Origin of the sequence: Campylobacter sp. RM16190 (assembly GCF_012978835.1) — a bacterium.
In the GTDB taxonomy this organism is placed as follows: domain Bacteria; phylum Campylobacterota; class Campylobacteria; order Campylobacterales; family Campylobacteraceae; genus Campylobacter_A.
Window position 1 is genome coordinate 12,392 of record NZ_LIWS01000002.1, and the last position, 19,715, is coordinate 32,106.

Consider the following 19,715-nt stretch of genomic DNA (forward strand, 5'->3'; position numbering starts at 1 on the left):
TTTTATATAAGGCTTTTTATGAACGCTATTGAAGTAAAGGACGTCACGCATTTTTACGGCAAAAAGCTGATTTACGAAAATTTGAGTTTTAACGTAAAGCATGGTAGCATATTTGGGATTTTGGGCAGAAACGGCGTGGGTAAGAGCACGCTTATAAATATCCTAATGGGCTACATCCGTCCAAAAAGTGGCGAGTGCAGGGTGCTTGGCAAAAATAGCTTCAGTCTTGATAGCGAGGCCAAGCGCGATATCGCCTTACTATTTGAGGGATTTACGAGCTTTGATCATCTAAGTATCGCGCAGTATGAGGAGTTTTTATCCGCGTTTTATCCGCGCTGGGACAGCAAAATTTATAACGATTTAGCAAAGCTTTTAAAATTAAACAAAGACCAAAAACTTAACTCAATGTCTTTTGGGCAAAAGTCTCAGGTTATCCTTGCCTCGCTCTTTGCTCAAGATGCCAAGGTGCTTATCTTTGATGATTATTCTATGGGACTTGATGCAGGATATAGGCGGCTTTTTGGCGATTATCTGAAGGACTATCTTGACGGTAAAGACAAGACCGTAATCGTCACAAGCCACGTGATGAGCGATCTTGAAAATTTGATCGATGAGTTTTTGATTGTCGAGCGAGGAGGGCGAATTTTTCAAAGCAAGATGAGTGAATTTATGCGCGAATTTAAGGTCTATAAACTGCCAAAAGAGCTTGATGTGAGCAAAGAAAATTTTAAAAACATAGATGAGTTTAAACACCATAAAATGGCTTACGGATTTGCTCAGATAGAGGGCTTTAAAGCGCAAAATGCAAGCTTTGAAGATAAGTTTTTGGGCTTTGTGGGCAGATACGAGTAGGGGGAGGGTGAAATGAGGTCGATATTTTTAAAAGAGATTACTAGGCTCGGGCTGTTTTTTGGATTTTTGATTTTGGTTTTGGCTCTGTTTTTTGCTTGGTTTAGCTTTGATCTTAGCTACAAATTCGGAGCCATTCACCCAGAATCAGTCATCTGGTACGGCTATGTGTTTTTTGATAACGAGCCCGAATTTGTAACTTTTGCCGCTATTTCGGCAAGCTTTGTCTGTGTAGCTTTGGCGCAATTTTTGCCGCAACGAAGCCGTATAAAGTGCCTGCTTCATCTGCCTGTGCTAAGCTTTCAAATTTTGATTTGGCACTATATTTTTGCCGCCTTGTTTTTTGTGGTTATTTGGGCTGTTTTTGGGGCTTGGCTTGTGTTTTTAGCAAGCAAATTTTACCCTATCGTCATCACAAAAGAGGTTTTTATAAACTGGTGCTATTTTTGCTTAAGCGCGGCGGTTTTTTACATATTTACAAGCTCGGTTTTGATCGATAAAAGAAGCCTTAGAGCGGCTATCTCAAGCGTGATTTTTGTTGTGGTTTGCTTTGTGGTTGCATTTTACGTTAAGAGCTTTGCCCTACTTCTTGTCTTACTTTTGATCTCTATCTTGCTTGGATTTAATGCATTCATCTCGCATAAAGAAACTTCGATAAATTTAGCCTTTTTGCTAGTGATTTACGCTGGAATTTTAGTAGTGGCTGGAGTAGGCGGATATAAATTTTACGAGCAAAAATTTGCGAATAAATCCGAAAGATACTATATATTTTACTCGCCAAGCCTTAAAGAATTTGTCTTTCAGGAGAATTTGGGCGGGCATTATTTCGCCTACAGAAGCGCTAGCGGCAGAGTTTTTAAAAATGAAACAGAGTATAAAAACGAGCTTGCCTTTAACTACTATATGGATTTAAAGCAGCAGGGCAAAATGCCTGTGAGGATCGGTGATGAGGTATTTGACGAGGCGGATATAAGGCAGGCTAGGATGTCAATGACCTATGCAACAAAGGACGTCGTGCCGCCTAAAATTCCTTTCTATCCGCTATTTAATCCTGATCCGAAAATTTCAGCCATACCTTTTAGTGAAGATATGATTTATTTTGACGCGGATAAATTTCGTGTTTTTCATCATGAAGGCGAAGAAGAGGGCGAATTTAGCCAAATTTTAAATAAAGATGCTAAAAATTTGGGCGTAAAATTTCCGATTCAGGCTGTTTTTGGAAGATTTACTAACCTAAAGCCTTTTGATGCGGGAGTGTTTTTTAAGGATAATTCGGGCGAGTTTTTTAATATCAAAATTTATGATAACAATGTAAGTTTTGAAGCGGTTAAGAGCCTTAAAAATTTTGAGTATCTGCATATAAACGAGAGTAAAAATAGCGAATTTATGGGGCTTGCATTTAATGAAGGCAAGATTTATCTGTTTAGCAAAGAGTATGAGCTAAAAGAGCTTGAAACGACCCAATTTGATCCGGATACAATGCGTCTTAGGGTTAGCTTTGATCCTAAATATTTGCAGGTTAGATTTGATGATGGCAAGGATTATAGAGCCTATGCATTTGATAAAAATAGTTTTGAAAAAATCGATGAAATTCATCTAAAAGCGAAGTAAATTCTTTTCGCCTTGAAAGTGGGCTTGATAGTTATAAATTTTAGCTAAAATTTAAATAGCCAAAATTTTATCCAAGGAGAGATTTATGAAAAATTTAGTCTTGCTCTTTACTTCATTGTGCTAGGATTTGGCTTTTTAAACGCTCATCCGCTCATTCCTCAAACCGACAGAAAAGTTCAGGTGTATAAAAAAGACACTCTTGTGCCTTGGAACCGCGAAAATGCAGGTGGTGGTGTGGGGCCTTTGCTTGGGGATTTTGCCTATAACCGCCATCAGACAGGCGATCAAGACGCTTTTAGAGAGATAGGGTGGCTGATCTTGCCAAAGGGCGCTTCCATAGGGCTTCATAAACATATCGATAACGAAGATGTCTATATCATCATTTCGGGCAAAGGGGTGTTTACCGACTCTCACGGCAAGCAGACCGAAGTGAGTGCAGGTGACGTAACTATCGCTCGTCCCGGACAAAGCCATGCTTTAGCAAACACGGGCGAAGAGCCGCTTGTGTTTATAAATGTGGTTGCAAAAACGCAAATTCCAGATAAAAAATAAAATTTTTAGAGCAAGCTTTTTAAATTCGGCTTGCTCTTATCTGCTTTTTCTTGCTTTGATCTTCTGGCGGTTATTAAGTAAATTTTTGATAAAATCGGCAAAAATCACTTAAAGGGTAAGCCGTGAATAAATTTGCCAAACGCATAATCCCATGCCTTGACGTTAAAGACGGTCGTGTCGTCAAGGGCGTAAATTTCGTGGGTCTTGTAGATGCCGGAGATCCTGTGGAAATAGCCAAAAGATACAACGAAGAGGGTGCCGATGAGCTAACGTTTCTTGACATCACGGCGACTCACTTGGGGCGAGACACCATCGTGGACGTGGTAGAAAAAGTGGCTCGCGAGCTTTTTATCCCGCTAACGGTGGGCGGAGGTATCAAGACTCTTGATGATATTTCACGGCTTTTAAACGTGGGATGCGATAAGATAAGTCTAAACTCGGCAGCCATTCATAATCCGAATTTGATAGACGAAGCCGCGAAGAAATTCGGCTCTCAGTGCGTCGTAATAGCCATTGACGCGAAGAGTTTTGATGACGATTATCACGTCTTTATAAACGGCGGCAGGATAGATACGGGCAAGGACGCTCTTGCTTGGGCGAAAGAGGCTAAAGATCGTGGCGCAGGTGAAATTTTACTAACCACGATGGATAAAGACGGCACTAAAAGCGGTTATGATTTGCGTATTACTAAGCTTTTTAGCAAGCTTGGCATACCTGTAATAGCAAGTGGCGGAGCGGGCAATATGCAGCATTTTAAAGAGGCGTTTTTAGCCGGTGCCGATGCTTGTTTAGCCGCTTCGATTTTTCACTTTAGGGAAGTAGAAATAAAAAAACTTAAAGAGTATCTGCGTGAAAACGGGATTGAAGTTAGGCTGTGATGGCTAAATTTGCTTTTTATAGTTTTAATTTTATGAATTTGAAATTTTCAAGCTTTAGTCTTGAGGGACTTAAAAAATGATAATCTCCGCCGGTCAAAATGAAATTTTTGATTTTGCTTTGCCGATGGGAGTAGGACTTGTCGATATGAGCATAAATTTGACAAAATTTTTATGTGAAAATCAGCGAAATTTGCCTGATCAGATTTTATTTGTAGGTTCGGCAGGCATTTATAAAAATGGAAAAATTTTTGGAATTTATGAGAGTGCGGTTGGTGCAAACATTGAAATTTCAAGCTTGGAAGATAAAAGCTATACTCCATGTAAGAAAGAAATTTCATCAATACAAATTTGTGACAAAAATTTAAATACCAAAGTTTCACATGAAACTATCCGAGTAAATTCTTCAAACTTTATCACAACTGATGTAAATTTGGCATATAGACTCGCTGAGCTTGGCTATGCTTTGGAAAATATGGAATTTTTTGCGGTTTTAAAAGTTGCGACAAAATTTAAAATTCCTGCCAGAGGTATCTTCGTCGCAACAAATTTTTGCAACCAAAATGCACACGAGGACTTTGTAAAAAATCACCAAAAAGCCAAAGAGATACTTATAAATTCACTTAAAGAGAGAAATTTGATATGAAAAATCTGCTTGATTATACACTTGATGAGCTTGAGAGTGAATTTAGCCCCAAATTTCGTGCCAAACAAATTTATGAGTGGATTTATAAGAAAAATGCAAATTCGTTTGACGAGATGTTAAATTTGCCTAAAGCTATGCGAGAGCAGCTTAGAGGAGAGTTTTATTTCGACCCACTTAAATGTGTAAAAGCCGAACAGAGCAGTGACGGTTCTATAAAATATCTTTTTGAACTAAAAGACGGATACCGAATCGAAAGTGTTCTTTTGCCCATGAAAGAGGAGCAAAGCGATGAAGACGGCAAGCTAACACGGCATGCTCGCTATACTATATGTGTTAGTTCGCAGGTTGGCTGTAGAATGGGATGTTCGTTTTGTCTGACCGCTAAAGGCGGACTAACGCGCAATCTAACGCCTGGAGAGATCGTAGGTCAAATTTTGTGGATAAAAAAAGCTAACAATATACCTTATGAGAGGCGAATAAATATCGTTTATATGGGCATGGGTGAACCTCTTGATAATCTTACTAACGTTAGTAAAGCGATAAAAATTCTTATGGAAAATGACGGACTTGCTATAGGCGCAAGACGTCAGACCGTTTCAACCAGCGGGCTTGGTTCACAGATAAAAAAGCTTGGTGAGATGAATTTAGGTGTGTTGTTAGCCATATCGCTCCATGCCGTTACCGACGAGCTTAGAACGAAACTAATGCCTATAAATAAAGCTTACAATATCGAATCGGTTATGCAGGCTGTTAGAGAATTTCCCATCGATATGCGCAAACGGGTTATGTTTGAGTATCTTGTTATCAAGGATATGAATGACAGCATTAAGGATGCCAAAAAGCTTGTCAAGCTACTTCACGGCATCAAAGCAAAAGTAAATTTGATATATTTTAATCCCCACGAAGGAAGTTTGTATAAACGACCAGAGCTTGAGGATATGCTTAAATTTCAAGAGTATCTTAGGGAGCATGGTGTAACTTGCACTATTCGCCAAAGCAAAGGGCTTGATATTTCTGCTGCTTGCGGACAACTCAAAGAGAGAAATGAGAGCATATGACGGCTCTTGATATCGCTCAGATTGTTTTTGTATCTATTGTTGTTGTTTTGGGACTTTCACTTATGATAAAAGTTATGTTTTTTGAAGATAGGGATCAAAAATAATACTAACTTTTAATTTTGTTAGTTAAATTTAACTAACAAAATTTAGCTTTTTACTAAGCTCGGTGAGCAAATTTCTCTTTCGCAAGATTATAAAATTCTCTTTTTGCATCAAATTTTGTCTTGATATCATAAATTTGATCTTCTAACTCAAATGAAATTCTATCTGCATGAAGTAAAAGCCTTGGAGCGCCTGTTAAATTTATGCGCTCGATCCCACTCATATCTTTATCTAAAATTTTGATTATCTGCTCTTTTTGTAATCCGTAAAGCGGTTCACCTAAAATTTTTCGTTCTACGTGAAACAAATGCAAGCGAATTTGGTGTTGCCTTCCCGTAAGCGGAATGGCTCTAATAAAAGTCGCGTCAATATCTTCAAAGTATTCTAGCGGTGAAATTTCAGTGATCGCCTCTTTGCCGTTTTCGCAAATTTGCATTCTCATCTTTACATCGTCGTAATCATTTGCTAGATCCATCTTGGCGTTTATGGTTAAATTTGTAGAAATTTTGCCTGAGACCATCGCGACATAGCTTTTTGCAACTTTTCTATTCTCAAAGAGCTTTTTTAATTGAATTTGCGAAATTTTATCTCGCGCTACTACGATTAACCCGCTCGTCTCGAAATCCAAGCGATGTGCTACACTTGCCTCACGCCCGTATAAGTACCAAATTTCATCGTTTAGTGAGTATTCGCAGTTTCTACCGTTTGGATGGCTTAAAACTCCGCTTGGTTTATCAAAGACGGCAAACTGCTCGCACTCAAATATCGGCTCAAGTCCGCGCGGGTTCGTTTCGTAGTCAATCAGGCAAATTTCACCGTTTAAAACAGCGTTTTTTTCATTCACCACAACACCATCGCAAAGAAGCCTTCCTCTATCTATAAGTCGCTGCGCTTCTCTCATTTTAAAGCCTGAATTTATCAGCACTTCATAAGCTTTTTGAGAATTGGCAATGGTAATAAATTTATTTATATAAGGCAATTTTTACTCGTTTTTGGATAAAATCTATCCTTTATTATAACACAAAGGTGATTTTATGGTAGAGAGATACTCGCGCAAGGAGATGGCTGAAAAATGGAGCATGCAAGCAAAGTATGACGCATGGCTTAAGGTCGAGATCGCTGCGGTTAAAGCATGGAATAAGCTTGGGTTTATCAGTGATGAGGACTGCAAAAAGATAGCAAATAACGCCAAATTTGATATCGCTCGCATCGACGAGATAGAAAAGACGACCAAGCACGACGTGATCGCATTTTTAAAAAGCGTGAGCGAAAGCCTTGGTGAGGAGAGCCGCTTCGTGCATTTTGGTATGACAAGCTCTGATTGTATTGATACTGCCGTTGCTTTGCAGATTAAAGAGAGCCTCGAACTTATCATAAAAGATGTTGAGAATTTGATGAGTGCAATTAAAAGGCGCGCTTATGAGCACAAAGATACTCTTATGGTTGGTCGCAGCCACGGAATTCACGGCGAGCCGATAACTTTTGGGCTTGTACTTGCGATCTGGTATGACGAGATAAACCGCGCTTTAGAGCTTATTAAGAGCGCTAAAAAAGTGATAAGCTATGGCAAAATTTCAGGCGCGATGGGAAATTTTGCGCATGCACCACTTGAGCTTGAAGAGCTAACTTGCGCTGAGCTGGGACTTACTCCTGCGCCTGCGTCAAATCAAGTGATCCAGCGCGACCGCTACGCACATGTGATAAATGCTATAGCTATACTTGCTGCAAGTTGCGAGAAGATAGCTGTAGCAGTTCGCCACTATCAGCGTACGGAAGTTTATGAGTGCGAGGAGTATTTCAGTGCCGGACAAAAAGGCTCAAGTGCGATGCCGCATAAGCGAAATCCGGTTCTAAGCGAAAATATCACAGGTCTTTGCCGTGTGCTTCGCTCGTATGTGACGCCTATGCTTGAAAACGTAGCGCTTTGGCATGAACGCGATATCAGCCATAGCTCGGTCGAAAGATTTGTGCTGCCAGATGCATTTGTAACGGCTGATTTTATGCTGGTTCGCCTTAGTAATTTGATAGAAAATTTGGTTGTTTATCCTGAAAATATGATGAAAAATTTAAACCTTACAGGCGGGCTTGTCTTTTCTCAACGCGTGCTTCTAGAGCTTCCAAAACGTGGAATTTCTCGTGAGGACGCATATAAGATCGTACAAAGAAACGCTATGAAAGTTTGGGCTGATCTACAAGAGGGCAAGCAGGCTATAAACGAAAAGGGCGAGAGCTTATATTTGCAAAATTTACTAAACGATGAGGATCTAAGCAAAGCTCTTAGTAAAAAAGAGATAATAGAGTGCTTTGAGTATAGCTACTACACGAAAAATGTTGATGGAATTTTTAAAAGAGTGTTTAAGGCTTAGTAGATATGGCAAATAAAGAAAAAATTAAATTTATTTTAGAAGATATAAAAAAAGCAAACGAGGTTCTAGAAAGCAAAAATGGTGAAATAGCGTTTAATTTATTTCAAGAGTTATTAGATAGATATCGCAAATACAATATAATGGTTGACGATAGTTTTGGATATGATTTTGATGAGCATGGACTTGTATATAATTTTAGTATGTATCCAAACTTTTTAAAAATTTTAATAAAGAAACTAGAACTCTATATAGCAGAACTTAAAGATGACGACGCAAAAGTAGAAATGCAAAATCAAATACATATAACAAATACAGCAAATGCAAATATCACTCAAGAAATTAGTATTGAGAGTGTGATGAAAAGAATAGATAAAATTTCAGATGAAATTTTTACTAAAAATTTGAAGTATCAATTAAAAGGAATGCTTGGCGAGCTTGAAGATTACAAAGACAATCAAGAGAAAAAATCAAAACTAATGGAAATAGTTAAATGGCTTGGAGATAAAACCGCTGATGCTACAATTGCTTGTTTGCCATATTTGGCTGGTCTTGCACTTTAAAATTTAAAAATAGAAAATTTGGAGAAAGTATACTAAATGAAAGTCATAAAGCGTAACGGAAGAGCGGAAGAGCTTGATATAAGTAAGATCAAGAAATACACAGGTGCCGCAGTTGAGGGGCTAGAAAACGTAAATTTAAGCGAGCTTGAGGTTGATGCGAAGATCCAGTTTCGCGATATGATAACGACCGAAGAGATCCAGCAAACGCTCATCAAAACGGCAGTTGATAAGATCGACATCGACCGTCCGAATTGGACATTTGTCGCGGCTAGATTGTTTCTTTACGACCTGTATCACAAAGTAACGGGCTACAACGGCTACAACCATCTGCGCGAATATTTTGAGAAGGGCGAGAAAGCAGGGCGCATCATCCCGGGTCTTAAGGATAAATACGACCTTGACGACCTAAACAACTACATAAAGCCCGAGCGCGACTTGCAGTTTGCCTATCTTGGTATCAAAACGCTTTATGATCGCTATCTTATCAAAGATAGCAAGGGCAAACCTATCGAGCTTCCGCAGCAGATGTTTATGGCTATCGCGATGTTTCTTGCGCAAAATGAGCTTGATAGCCAAGGCTGGGCGAAAAAATTTTATGATCTTATCAGCAAATTTGAGGTCATGCTTGCAACCCCGACACTTTCAAACGCTCGTACAACTCGCCATCAGCTAAGCAGCTGCTACATCGGCAGCACGCCTGATAATATCGAGGGAATTTTTGACAGCTACAAAGAGATGGCGCTGCTTTCTAAATTTGGTGGCGGTATCGGCTGGGACTGGTGCAAGGTGCGGGCTATGGGCGGAAGTATCGACGGACATAAAAACGCTGCCGGCGGTATAATCCCGTTTTTAAAAGTAACCAACGACATAGCCGTAGCAGTCGATCAGCTAGGCACTAGAAAGGGCGCGATAGCCGTATATATCGAGCCTTGGCATATGGATGTTGGCGATTTCTTGGATCTTCGCAAGAACTCAGGCGAGGAGCGAAGACGTGCGCATGAGCTGTTCCCGTCACTTTGGATAAATGACCTCTTTATGAAGCGCATTAAGGAAAATGGGCGCTGGACTCTCTTTGATCCTGCGCAAGTGGCGGATCTGTGCGATCTATATGGCGAAGAGTTTGAAAAGCGCTACATAGAGTATGAAAACGATGAAAATATCCAGAAAAACACCGTCGTAGCTAAAGAGCTTTGGAAGAAAATTCTAACCAGCTACTTTGAGACGGGCATGCCGTTTTTGTGCTTTAAGGATAATGCAAACAGAGCCAATCCAAACGATCACGACGGACTTATAAGAAGCTCAAATTTATGCACCGAAATTTTCCAAAATACCGAGCCAAATTATTACAAGATCAAAATCACCTTTGAAGACGGCGAAGAGAGAGTATTTCACGAGGAAGATGACGTTACTATCGATAGCGGCATAACCAAAAAAGCTAAAAAGCTAAGTGCGCTTGATAGCCTTGGCAGAAAGCAAATTTTTATCGTTGAAAAAGAGAGCGTCGAGGGCAAAACGGCGGTTTGTAATCTTGCTAGCATAAATTTAAGCAAGATAAACACAAAGGCTGACGTCGAGCGCGTAGTGCCGATAGCTGTTAGAATGCTTGACAATGTTATCGATCTAAATTTCTATCCGCATAAAAAAGTAAAACATACGAACTTATCGTCCCGCTCTATCGGACTTGGCGTGATGGGCGAAGCGCAAATGCTCGCGCTTAAAGGCATCAAATGGGGTAGCTACGACCACCTAGCCTTGATAGACAGCATAATGGAAAATATCAGCTACCAAGCTATCTACTCGAGCTCCAATTTAGCCGTTGAAAAGGGCAAATACCCGACTTTTGAAGGCTCAAAATGGAGCAAGGGAATCTTCCCGATAGATGTAGCAAACGAAAACGCAAAAGCTCTCGTAAATCGCGGAGGGCTTTTTGATGAGGATACTTGCGATTGGGATTGGTTGAGGCAGAAGGTTAAAACCGACGGCATGAGAAACGGCTACTTAATGGCTATCGCGCCGACTAGCTCGATATCCATCCTTGTGGGCACCACGCAGACTATTGAGCCTGTGTACAAACGCAAGTGGTTTGAGCAAAATTTAAGCGGTATGATACCGACTGTCGTGCCTGATCTAAGCCCCGATACGTGGCAATTTTATACGCCTGCATACGAGCTTGATCAAAGAGTCTTGGTAAAAGCCGGTGCTGTGCGCCAAAAATGGATCGACCAAGGCCAAAGCCTAAATATCTTCATGAGCCTAGATAAGGCAAGCGGCGGCTATCTAAATGAAATTTACACGCTTGCATGGGAGCTTGGGCTTAAATCAACCTACTATCTACGCTCTGAAAGCCCTGATAGCAACAAAGTAAATAATGTAGCCGATCGCTCTATCGAGTGCGAGGGGTGTCAGTAGAGAGCTTGTTTTTATAATAATAAAAAGCATGATAAGATACAGTCGGTTTATTTTTTTTAATTTGGAGAAATAAAACTATGAAAGCACAGCTGTCATATTTTATAAAATATATTTGTAGAATTTTAAAAAATAAAGATACTTATTCTATTCTTGGTAATATTGCAACTATTGTTGTTGCAATAACCGCCGTATACGGGTATATTTATACAATCAAGCCAACATTTGAAATCAAAATGTTAGAAAAACAAATAGACATATTAAACGAGAAAGAACAAAATATTACTATTGAAAATCAAAAAATTAGTAAAGAATTATTAAAAAAATCAAATGAACTAAATGCAACCAATATTAGAATAGCGGAACTTAATGGGAAAGAAAATGAGCTTAAAAACACCAACAACAAATTAGTTAAGCAAATAGAAGCATATGAAAAAAATATACAAGATTTAAAAAATAAAGAGTTAGTTTCTATGCAAAATTTAATAGATGCTAAAAAATTGTATATGAACACAACAGTTGAATATATTTCTTATAAAAGCAAGTTATCTGACTTATTCTCTGATAGGAATATCTCTGATATTTTTAAAATAAAAAATATTAACAATATTGAACAAGATTTAAAAAAATCCCTGATTTTGCCAATTGATAGAATAAAACAAGAACTTAATGAGTTGTATAAATATTTAGACAATGCTAAAAGCAATTCAGAAAAAGACAATTATCAAAATATAATAAAAATATATTCATCTAATATGAAAAAATATCAAGAAATTTTGCATATTCAAGAACCTGATTATAAAATATGGAAAGATAGTTTTTTAAAAGCGATAGAAATAAGGCAAAGATTTGTAAATATTTGTAAAAAAGATTACGAAAAAGAATTTATAGAGATGAATATTAAAGATAATAATTGGAATAACGATACTCTAAAATATATGCTAGATAGTGGAAGAATAGCAAAATTAGTAGAAGAAAATAACAATTGTGAAAAGAGTATTAACTTTAATATAGGTCATTATTTTTTTTAGAAAATGGCTAGATAATACAAGTATTATTTCAGACATAGTATTTGATATGATGGATCTTGTATATGGGAAAATAGATATAAAACAATTAAAATCTCGCAAATTATTATCTCCGCCAAGTGAAGCAGATATTGAAAAGTATATTATGAGTATCTATAAAATTAAATAGTTGCATTACTATACAATCTAATTAATATAATAATTCAACAAGTTTTATTTAAAAACTATTATTAATCACCGAATATTTTACAGCTTCTGGTTATATATCTTTTTTAAATTCTCCAAATTCGCACTCAAATTTAAAAGCATAAAATCAGCTATCACAAGCCTTGCCATCGCGGTTGCAACGACGCTTCCACGGATACCGATACACGGATCGTGTCTGCCGCGAAGCTCGCAGATAGCATTTTTGCCGTGGATGTTTTGTGTTTGTTGAGCCAGAAATATCGAAGGAGTCGGCTTAAAATGCGTAGTTATTAAAATTTCAGCTCCAGTGCTCATGCCCCCAAGGATTCCGCCTGCGTGATTTGAGAGAAAGCCCGCTTTATTCATGCAGTCGTTATTCTCGCTTCCTAGCATTGCACTTGCTTTTACGCCCTCGCCGATCTCCACTGCTTTTACTCCGTTTATGCCCATCATCGCAGCGGCAAGTCTTGCATCAAGCCTGTCGTATAACCCTTCTCCAAGCCCGGCAGGAGCGTTTAAAATTCTCGTTATGACGCTAGCTCCCACGCTGTCGTGAGCTTGCTTGACCTTTAAAATTTCATCCATCATCAAATTTTCTTTATCAAGTGCGAAAATTTCAGAATTCTCCGCTGCGTCAAAGTCAAATTTTTGCGCTTTTACGGTTCCTACTCCGCTTACGCCGCTCTCTACTTTCACACCAAATTCATTTAATAAAATTTGAGCAAACGCCCCGCCCGCCACTCGCACGGCAGTTTCTCTTGCAGAGCTTCGCCCGCCGCCTCTGTGGTCGCGAATTGCATATTTTTTAAAGTATGTATAATCAGCATGTCCCGGGCGAAAAATTTCACGCAAATTCTCATAATCTTTTGATTTTTGATTTTCGTTGTAGATGACAAATCCGATCGGCGTGCCTGTGCTAACGCCTTCAAAAATCCCGCTTAAAATTTCGATTTTGTCGCCTTCTTTTCTTGCGGTGGCGAATTTCGACTGTCCCGGCTTTCGCTTATCAAGCTCGCTTTGCAAGAATTCCTCGTCTATCTTAACTCCCGCAGGAAATCCGTCAAGCACGCCGCCGATTGCTGCTCCGTGACTCTCGCCGAAGGTTGTTAAAATAAGCTTTCGTCCGAATGAATTCATGATTTGTCCTTGATCTTTTCTATCGCCGTTTTGGCGGCTAGCTGCTGGGCTTCTTTTTTGCTTTTGCCGATGGCTCGAGAAATTTCAACTTCTTTTAGCAAAAGCGCGATCTCAAATTCCTTCTTGTGATCAGGTCCAAATGAGCGCACGAGCTTGTATTCGGGTGTTACGCCAAGCTTGGCTTGAGTGATTTCTTGCAAAGTCGTTTTATAATCCTTGGTCAAATTTTTAAGATCGATATCAGGATAGCAGATCTCAAAGAGCCTTATGGCTACGCTATTGACCTCCTCAAAGCCGCTTTCTATGTAAATAGCTCCCATAACCGCCTCAAAAGCGTCCGATAGTATCGAAATTTTCTCGCGCCCGCCGTTGTTTTCTTCGGCTGCGGATATAAATATATGCTCGCCTAAATTCAGATAGCTTGCCAAATTTGCAAAGCTTTTTTCATTGACAAGTGCGGCGCGAAGCTTGCTCATATCGCCTTCGTCAGTGTTTTTAAATTTGCGAAATAAGTAATCAGCGATCACCAGATCCATCACTGCATCGCCTAAAAATTCAAGCCGTTCGTTGTTTTTGCCTTTTTTGCAGCTTTTGTGCGTAAGCGCGTTTTTTAGGTTATTTATCTCTTTAAATTTGTATCCCAGCTTTTCTTCGAGTGCTTTTAAATTTTGCATTTTTATAGGTTGCCTTCATCTTTTATCTTAGTTGCCGCCTGCCTTGCCAGCGTGTCGCAACGCTCATTTTGCGGATGTCCGTTGTGAGCCTTGACCCATGTAGCGCGAATGTCGTGAGGTTTTGAAATTTCTAAAAACTCCTGCCACATCGGGACGTTTTTTACGTTTTTAAATGCCTTTTTGACCCAGCCGTCAAGCCACTCGTTTATCGCGTTTGCCACGTATGAGCTATCGGTGTAAAGCTTAACGACGCAAGGCTCTTTTAGAGCTTTTAGCCCTTCGATAACAGCCCTAAGTTCCATTTGATTGTTAGTTGTCATGGCTTCGGCTCCGCTTGCTTCTTTTGTGTGTTTGCCGTATTCTAGGATATATGCCCAACCGCCTGCGCCCGGGTTATTAAGGCACGAGCCGTCGCTAAAAAGGCATACTGTTTTCATTGGATTTTTCCGTGATATGAGGCAAAATTTGAGCGCTTCCTAGCTCGTGACAGATCGGACAGCGGTAAAAATGAAGCGGAAAGGAGTTTTTGCAATTTTTGCAGATGTAATTAAAGCTAAGATCGGCTTTGTTAAAGCCCGCTTTTTTTAAATTCGTCATCACTTCAAGCTCAAATCCAAGCTCTTTTGCCGGCTCGTCGCTTAAATTTTTAGCGTAAAATAGCGATTTATACTCTTCATCGCTTAAATTTACCGCCCGCTCTTGTCTGTAGATGATATCAAAAACGTCTTTTAATGGCGGAAAATCAGGGAAATTTACGATATCCGCTCCTTTTTGCAGCCAGTTTTCAAGCGCCATTCGCCTTGCAAGCGTAAAGCTATCCTTGAGCTTTAAAATTTCAGCCGTTTTTGCCTCTAAGCTCATATCTTTATCTATCAAAATTTTCATGATGTTGATATAGGCTTTTTGAGATTTTACGTCAAGTCCAAGCTCTTCAAGCGCGTCAAGTGCATTTAGTGCCTCGTCATACTCTTTTAGTTTTTCATACACGACGGTTAGAAATTTAAGTGCGGTTTGGTTGCGTGGAGATAGCTTTAACGCCTCTAAAAATATATCTTTAGCCTTTTGTAAAAAGCCCGCCTTGAAAAAAACTTGCCCGAGATCGGTAAATATAGGCTCTTTTTCGCTTTTGTTTTTGGCTTTATTGAGTGCTATCGCATAGATGTTTATCGCCTTTTCGAAGTAGCCGCTTTTAGCAAATGTGTTAGCTAGAAAGCAAAGAGAGGCGCTATCTACTTCAAATTTGACAAGCATCTCTTTATGCTCGCTGCTAAGCCCCTCGGTCTTATCAAATTTCTTTAAAAATTTCTCTAGCTCCTGCTTTTCGTCTTTGTTTCTAAAAACACCCCAAATGTAGCTTAAAACGGCGATCATGAGGATAAGCGAAACAAACACGACAAGCCCGAAAATCGGATCTCTAAACTCTATAAAAAAAATTTCCAATGTAAATTCCAGCCCTAAATTTTAAGCCCATTATAGCAAAGTGATTGTATAATCTCGCTTATGATAGACCCAAAATCCATTGAAAAACTCAAAGAACAAGCCGATATAATCGACATCGTAGGACACTACATCCCGCTTAAGAAATCAGGCTCAAACTACGTCTGCGTTTGTCCGTTTCACGACGATAAAAACCCAAGCATGAGCGTGAGCCCAAGCCGCGGGATATTTCACTGCTTTTCATGCAAGGCGGGCGGAGACGTCATAAAATTCGTGATGGATTACGAGAAGCTTACATATCCGGAAGCTATAGAAAAGATCGCAATGCTTTCAAATTTCACGCTTAATTACGTAAAAAACGAGCGTGAAAATGTGAAAGAAAATAAACACGTCCTTGAAAAAGCAAACGCCTACTATCGCAGTTTGCTTTATAAGACTCCTGCGGCGATAGAGTATCTATACTCGCGTGGTGTTACGGATGCGCTTTGTGAGAAATTTGAGCTTGGGTTTGCACCTGATAGCATTCAGACGATAAGACTGCTTGAAAACGAGCAAATTTTGCCAAACGAAGCGCTTGAATCGGGCATCGTCAAGCAAAACGAAAGCGGAATTTACGCAAGTTTCATTCAGCGTATCACCTTTCCGATCTACACGCACACGGGCAAGCTTGTTGGCTTTGGAGGACGCACACTTTCGGGACATCAGGCCAAATACGTAAATTCGCCTCAGAGTGAAATTTTTGATAAATCAACGCTTTTTTACGGCTACCACTTGGCAAAACGCGATATCCACGCCAAAAATCAAATCATCATCACCGAGGGCTATCTTGACGTGATTATGCTTCATCATGCCGGATTTACCAACGCCGTAGCGGTGCTTGGAACGGCTCTTACGCAAAAGCACTTGCCGCTTTTAAAACGAGGTGAGCTAAGCGTGGTGCTTTGCTTTGACGGTGATAGTGCGGGCATAAACGCAGCGGTTAAATCCGCTCACCTGCTTGCGCAAAACGAGATAGACGGAAGTGTTGTTATCCTTGAAGGCGGAGCCGATCCTGCCGATATGGTCGTGGCAGGCAAGATAAAAGAGCTTGGCGATATGTTTGAAAGCGGAGTTGAGATCGGAGAGTTTTATATAAGAAATTTGGTGGCCAAATTTGACCTAACCCGCCCGATACAAAAGCAAAAGGCTCTTGAAGAGGTGCGTGAATTTACGATGAGTTTAAAGCCGATAATCGCAAATTCTTATGCGCCGCTTGTGGCAAATTTGCTTAAGATAGATATGAATTCCTTTCGTTTAAGTGGCGTTACAAGACAAAATTTTAACTCTCAAGATTTCGTTGCTCAGCAGGAATATCAAACTGCATATCAAGCAAACGGCATGAAAATTCCGCTTCGTTCAAGCGTAGAAATTCAGCTTATTAAGACAATTTTAGAAAATCAGAATTTAAGCGATATGGTTTTAGATTTAGTAAGACGAGAGTATTTTTTGAGATACGTTGATGTATTTGATGCGGTATTGCGAAGATCGGATGAGGATGAGCCTATTTTACGCGAAATTTTGCTATTTAACGTTGATGTTTTACAAGATGAAGCGACAGTACTAAAAGCTATTTATAGGCTTAAAATTGATTATTACAAAGATATGCGGGCTAATTGTTTGGCTTCAAATATGCCTTATGAAAAGAAAGAGATCACTTTAAAAAAAATAAGAAAAGTATTAGAAGATTTGGAGGAAAAATTTAAAAAGTGAAAGCATTAGTTTTATTTAGCGGTGGGCTTGATAGTATGCTTGCTATCAGGCTTTTAAAGGAGCAAGGCGTAGATGTGCTTGCTATTCATATTGATATAGGATTTGGTGCGGGCGAGAGTAAATTTGAGGTGCTTAAAAAGCGTGCAGCGATGGCGGGAGCGGAGTTAAAGATAGTAGATATCAGAAGCGAATATTTGCAAAATGTGCTTTTTAACCCGAAATTTGGATATGGCAAGCATTTTAACCCCTGTATCGATTGTCACGCGTATATGTTTAAGACGGCTCTTAGTATGATGGAGGATGAGGGTGCGAGCTTTATCGCTACGGGCGAGGTTCTTGGACAGCGCCCGATGAGCCAAAGGCGCGATGCGATGGTGCATGTAAAGACTTTAGCTAGAGATGAAGATGATCTTATCTTGCGTCCGATGTCGGCACTTCTTATGAAGCCAACCAAGCCTGAGCGCGAGGGTTGGGTGGATAGAGAGCGTCTGCTTGGACTTAGCGGAAGAGATAGAAAACCTCAGATAGCGCTTGCTAAAAAATTTGGTTTTGTGGATTTTGAAAGCCCTGCGGGTGGGTGCTTGCTCACGGTTGAAGGCTTTGCAAACAAGATAAAAGACTTTTTAAAATTTGATAAGGATATGAGCCTAAAAGATATGCAGCTTCTTAGGATAGGGCGGCATTTGCGGCTTAAAAACGGCTCAAAGATGGTGATCGGGCGTGATGAAAGCGATAATGAAAAGCTGCTCGCACTTGAAAATCCCAAATTTGTGCAGATAAAATTTGATGGTAGTGTCGTGGGCGCGGTTAGTCTTATAAATTTAAATGACGATGAGGAGGATCTTAAATTTGCCGTGAGGCTTGCGCTCGCTTATACAAGAGCGGATAAAGAGCGCGAGTATAGCGCTAAAGTCGGCGAAAGAACTATCATCACAAAGCCATTTGAGGATAAAAGCCCCGCTCAAGAGTGGTTTATAACGTAAAGCAAAGTGGTGCCAAGTCACGAATAGATGAAGCTACCGATACTTGGATTTCTAGCACTAAAAGCGAAGCGGATAGAAAAGAAAATTATGAATTTGTGGCGAAATATTTTAAACTTAGCGATGATGAAAAGGAGCTTAAAATACCAAGCGGCAAAGTGCTTTTATACGTAAGCAGGGCTAGTTGGGCGTTAAGCTATCTTGCTTCTACTATAGAAATTTTAAATTTGTCTAAGAGTAAAAGAGTTGCAGAAAAAATAGGGCGAGGCACTTTTAAGATAACAGAATTTGGTGTAAAAATTTGCTCTGATAAGAACTCTGAGGCTAAATTTAGCTCTTGGTATGACGAGGTTTATAACAAAACCAGAAGTAGCAAGCATAACAAGCCGTTATCCACAAACGAACAAAATTCAAAAGATATAACTCCGATAGAAGCTATAAATAGTGCCAATATAGCGCTTAAAGAGCTTTTAAAGGCTCAAATTTTAGATGAGATAAACGCTAAAAGTCCCAAATTCTTTGAAGACTTGGTAAAAAATCTTTTGGTTAAGATGGGTTACGGCGAAGGCACACTCACAAAAGATGGAGCCGATGGCGGTATAGATGGGATAATAAACGAAGATGAGCTTGGAATTTCTAAAATTTATATTCAGGCTAAGCGCCAGCAAGGAAGCATCACCCGTCCCGAGCTTAATAAATTTGCAGGAGCTATTTTAGATAAGCAGACGAAAAAGGGCGTTTTCATCACTACTTCAAAATTTACTAAAGATGCCGAGCATTATGCGAAAAACTTGCAGGATCACTCTATAGCTCTCATTGACGGCGAGCGACTTGCGGAATTGATGATAAAGTATAAGGTGGGCGTTGAGGTCAGGCAAAATATCGAAATTTGCGAAGTCGATAAGGACTTTTTCGATGAGTTTATGGAGTGATTAAATCTTTACGTTTATCCTTTTGCCAAGCGTGTAAAATTCGCCGCCTGCTACGTAGTGAAGGCTTCTTAACTCCTCCTCGCACTCGTCAAATTTCCATCTGCCTTCTTCAAATACTCTAGTATCGGCCCACGCACCCACAACTTCGCCCATAAACAGATCAAATTCGCTCTGGTTAGTTTTGTTTGTTAGCACTTTACATACTAACCAAGCGAGGCAACCATCAACTAACGGCACGTCAAATTTATCTTGATAAAAGAGCTTTACATCTTGCATTTTAGCGGCATTTTGATGTCTTGAGATTAAGCCCAGCTTCATAACTAAATTTGCTTGTCTTACACACGGAATACTAACGGCAAAATATCCGCTTTTTTCTATAAGTGAGCGAGTAAATGCGCCAGAATCAACCACCACACTTATCTTGTCATAATCCAGCGCGCAAACCCAAGACGCACTTATTGTGTTTTCTATACTTTCAAATTTCGCGCTTATCAGGCAGGTTGGGCCGGTATTTACCAGTCTATACGCCTTTGCAAGCTCTACTTCTTTTATCATTTTTGCTCCTGT

Annotated in this window: 19 protein-coding genes; 13 read left to right on the forward strand and 6 right to left on the reverse strand. The window is 39.7% G+C overall.

Annotation, left to right across the window (positions count from 1 at the left end):
* The first annotated feature begins 18 nt into the window (after window positions 1–18).
* The 6 genes from CDOM16190_RS02075 to rlmN all read left to right on the forward strand — a co-directional run bounded on the left by CDOM16190_RS02075 (window position 19) and on the right by rlmN (window position 5,591).
* The gene (locus tag CDOM16190_RS02075) at window positions 19–852 is read left to right on the forward strand and encodes an ABC transporter ATP-binding protein (RefSeq protein ID WP_170018685.1); all 834 of its coding nucleotides are present in this window, start codon (window positions 19–21) and stop codon (window positions 850–852) included.
* Between the two features lie 12 nt (window positions 853–864).
* Window positions 865–2,460: a DUF4857 domain-containing protein gene (locus tag CDOM16190_RS02080; protein ID WP_170018686.1), complete on the forward strand. Its 1,596-nt coding sequence runs from the start codon at window positions 865–867 to the stop codon at window positions 2,458–2,460.
* 180 nt (window positions 2,461–2,640) lie between these two features.
* Window positions 2,641–3,012 carry a cupin domain-containing protein gene (locus tag CDOM16190_RS10895; RefSeq protein WP_211437388.1) on the forward strand — a complete coding sequence of 124 codons (372 nt, stop codon included), beginning with the start codon at window positions 2,641–2,643 and terminating at the stop codon, window positions 3,010–3,012.
* A gap of 122 nt (window positions 3,013–3,134) precedes the next feature.
* On the forward strand, window positions 3,135–3,890 hold the full coding sequence (hisF, locus tag CDOM16190_RS02090; protein ID WP_170018687.1) for an imidazole glycerol phosphate synthase subunit HisF: 756 nt from the start codon (window positions 3,135–3,137) through the stop codon (window positions 3,888–3,890).
* Window positions 3,891–3,966: 76 nt separating this feature from the next.
* Entirely contained in the window at window positions 3,967–4,533 is a 567-nt protein-coding gene (locus tag CDOM16190_RS02095) for a phosphorylase family protein (RefSeq protein ID WP_170018688.1), read from the forward strand.
* Entirely contained in the window at window positions 4,530–5,591 is a 1,062-nt protein-coding gene (gene rlmN / locus CDOM16190_RS02100; protein ID WP_170018689.1) for a dual-specificity RNA methyltransferase RlmN, read from the forward strand. Before CDOM16190_RS02095 ends, rlmN begins: the two co-directional genes overlap by 4 nt.
* Window positions 5,592–5,748: 157 nt before the next feature.
* Here the strand turns inward: rlmN and CDOM16190_RS02105 are convergent, their stop codons facing one another.
* A complete protein-coding gene (locus CDOM16190_RS02105; RefSeq protein WP_170018690.1) occupies window positions 5,749–6,672 on the reverse strand; it encodes a pseudouridine synthase family protein in 924 nt (307 codons plus the stop codon).
* 55 nt (window positions 6,673–6,727) lie between these two features.
* Here CDOM16190_RS02105 and purB point away from each other — a divergent pair, with 55 nt between their 5' ends.
* The 4 genes from purB (at window position 6,728) to CDOM16190_RS02125 (ending at window position 12,056) form a co-directional block, all read left to right on the forward strand.
* Window positions 6,728–8,059, forward strand: a complete 1,332-nt coding sequence (gene purB, locus CDOM16190_RS02110) for an adenylosuccinate lyase (RefSeq protein WP_170018691.1) — start codon at window positions 6,728–6,730, stop codon at window positions 8,057–8,059.
* Window positions 8,060–8,064: 5 nt separating this feature from the next.
* Window positions 8,065–8,619, forward strand: a complete 555-nt coding sequence (locus CDOM16190_RS02115) for a hypothetical protein (RefSeq protein WP_170018692.1) — start codon at window positions 8,065–8,067, stop codon at window positions 8,617–8,619.
* Window positions 8,620–8,655: 36 nt separating this feature from the next.
* Window positions 8,656–11,028, forward strand: coding sequence for a ribonucleoside-diphosphate reductase subunit alpha (locus CDOM16190_RS02120; protein WP_170018693.1), 2,373 nt, complete (start codon window positions 8,656–8,658; stop codon window positions 11,026–11,028).
* A gap of 77 nt (window positions 11,029–11,105) precedes the next feature.
* Window positions 11,106–12,056, forward strand: a complete 951-nt coding sequence (locus tag CDOM16190_RS02125) for a coiled-coil domain-containing protein (protein ID WP_170018694.1) — start codon at window positions 11,106–11,108, stop codon at window positions 12,054–12,056.
* 243 nt (window positions 12,057–12,299) lie between these two features.
* Here the strand turns inward: CDOM16190_RS02125 and aroC are convergent, their stop codons facing one another.
* From aroC to CDOM16190_RS02145, 4 genes are read right to left on the reverse strand one after another with little or no spacing between them, the layout of a single operon-like run.
* Window positions 12,300–13,376 (reverse strand): chorismate synthase, encoded by a 1,077-nt coding sequence (gene aroC / locus CDOM16190_RS02130; protein ID WP_170018695.1) that lies wholly within the window; start codon window positions 13,374–13,376, stop codon window positions 12,300–12,302.
* A complete protein-coding gene (rnc, locus tag CDOM16190_RS02135) occupies window positions 13,373–14,050 on the reverse strand; it encodes a ribonuclease III (RefSeq protein ID WP_170018696.1) in 678 nt (225 codons plus the stop codon). Before rnc ends, aroC begins: the two co-directional genes overlap by 4 nt.
* A 2-nt stretch (window positions 14,051–14,052) precedes the next feature.
* On the reverse strand, window positions 14,053–14,487 hold the full coding sequence (gene rnhA, locus CDOM16190_RS02140; protein WP_170018697.1) for a ribonuclease HI: 435 nt from the start codon (window positions 14,485–14,487) through the stop codon (window positions 14,053–14,055).
* Window positions 14,465–15,490 carry a hypothetical protein gene (locus tag CDOM16190_RS02145; protein WP_249934091.1) on the reverse strand — a complete coding sequence of 342 codons (1,026 nt, stop codon included), beginning with the start codon at window positions 15,488–15,490 and terminating at the stop codon, window positions 14,465–14,467. Before CDOM16190_RS02145 ends, rnhA begins: the two co-directional genes overlap by 23 nt.
* 60 nt (window positions 15,491–15,550) lie before the next feature.
* Here CDOM16190_RS02145 and dnaG point away from each other — a divergent pair, with 60 nt between their 5' ends.
* Genes dnaG through CDOM16190_RS10900 form a run of 3 tightly spaced genes read left to right on the forward strand, consistent with a single transcriptional unit; the run spans window position 15,551 to window position 19,148 of the window.
* Complete coding sequence (gene dnaG / locus CDOM16190_RS02150) at window positions 15,551–17,236, forward strand: DNA primase (protein WP_170018698.1); 1,686 nt, start codon at window positions 15,551–15,553, stop codon at window positions 17,234–17,236.
* The gene (locus CDOM16190_RS02155) at window positions 17,233–18,219 is read left to right on the forward strand and encodes an argininosuccinate synthase domain-containing protein (RefSeq protein WP_170018699.1); all 987 of its coding nucleotides are present in this window, start codon (window positions 17,233–17,235) and stop codon (window positions 18,217–18,219) included. Before dnaG ends, CDOM16190_RS02155 begins: the two co-directional genes overlap by 4 nt.
* On the forward strand, window positions 18,204–19,148 hold the full coding sequence (locus tag CDOM16190_RS10900) for a restriction endonuclease (RefSeq protein WP_349644371.1): 945 nt from the start codon (window positions 18,204–18,206) through the stop codon (window positions 19,146–19,148). The genes CDOM16190_RS02155 and CDOM16190_RS10900 overlap by 16 nt, the downstream gene beginning before the upstream one ends.
* Here the strand turns inward: CDOM16190_RS10900 and CDOM16190_RS02165 are convergent, their stop codons facing one another.
* Window positions 19,149–19,703 (reverse strand): flavin reductase family protein, encoded by a 555-nt coding sequence (locus CDOM16190_RS02165; protein ID WP_170018700.1) that lies wholly within the window; start codon window positions 19,701–19,703, stop codon window positions 19,149–19,151.
* Window positions 19,704–19,715 lie beyond the last annotated feature (12 nt).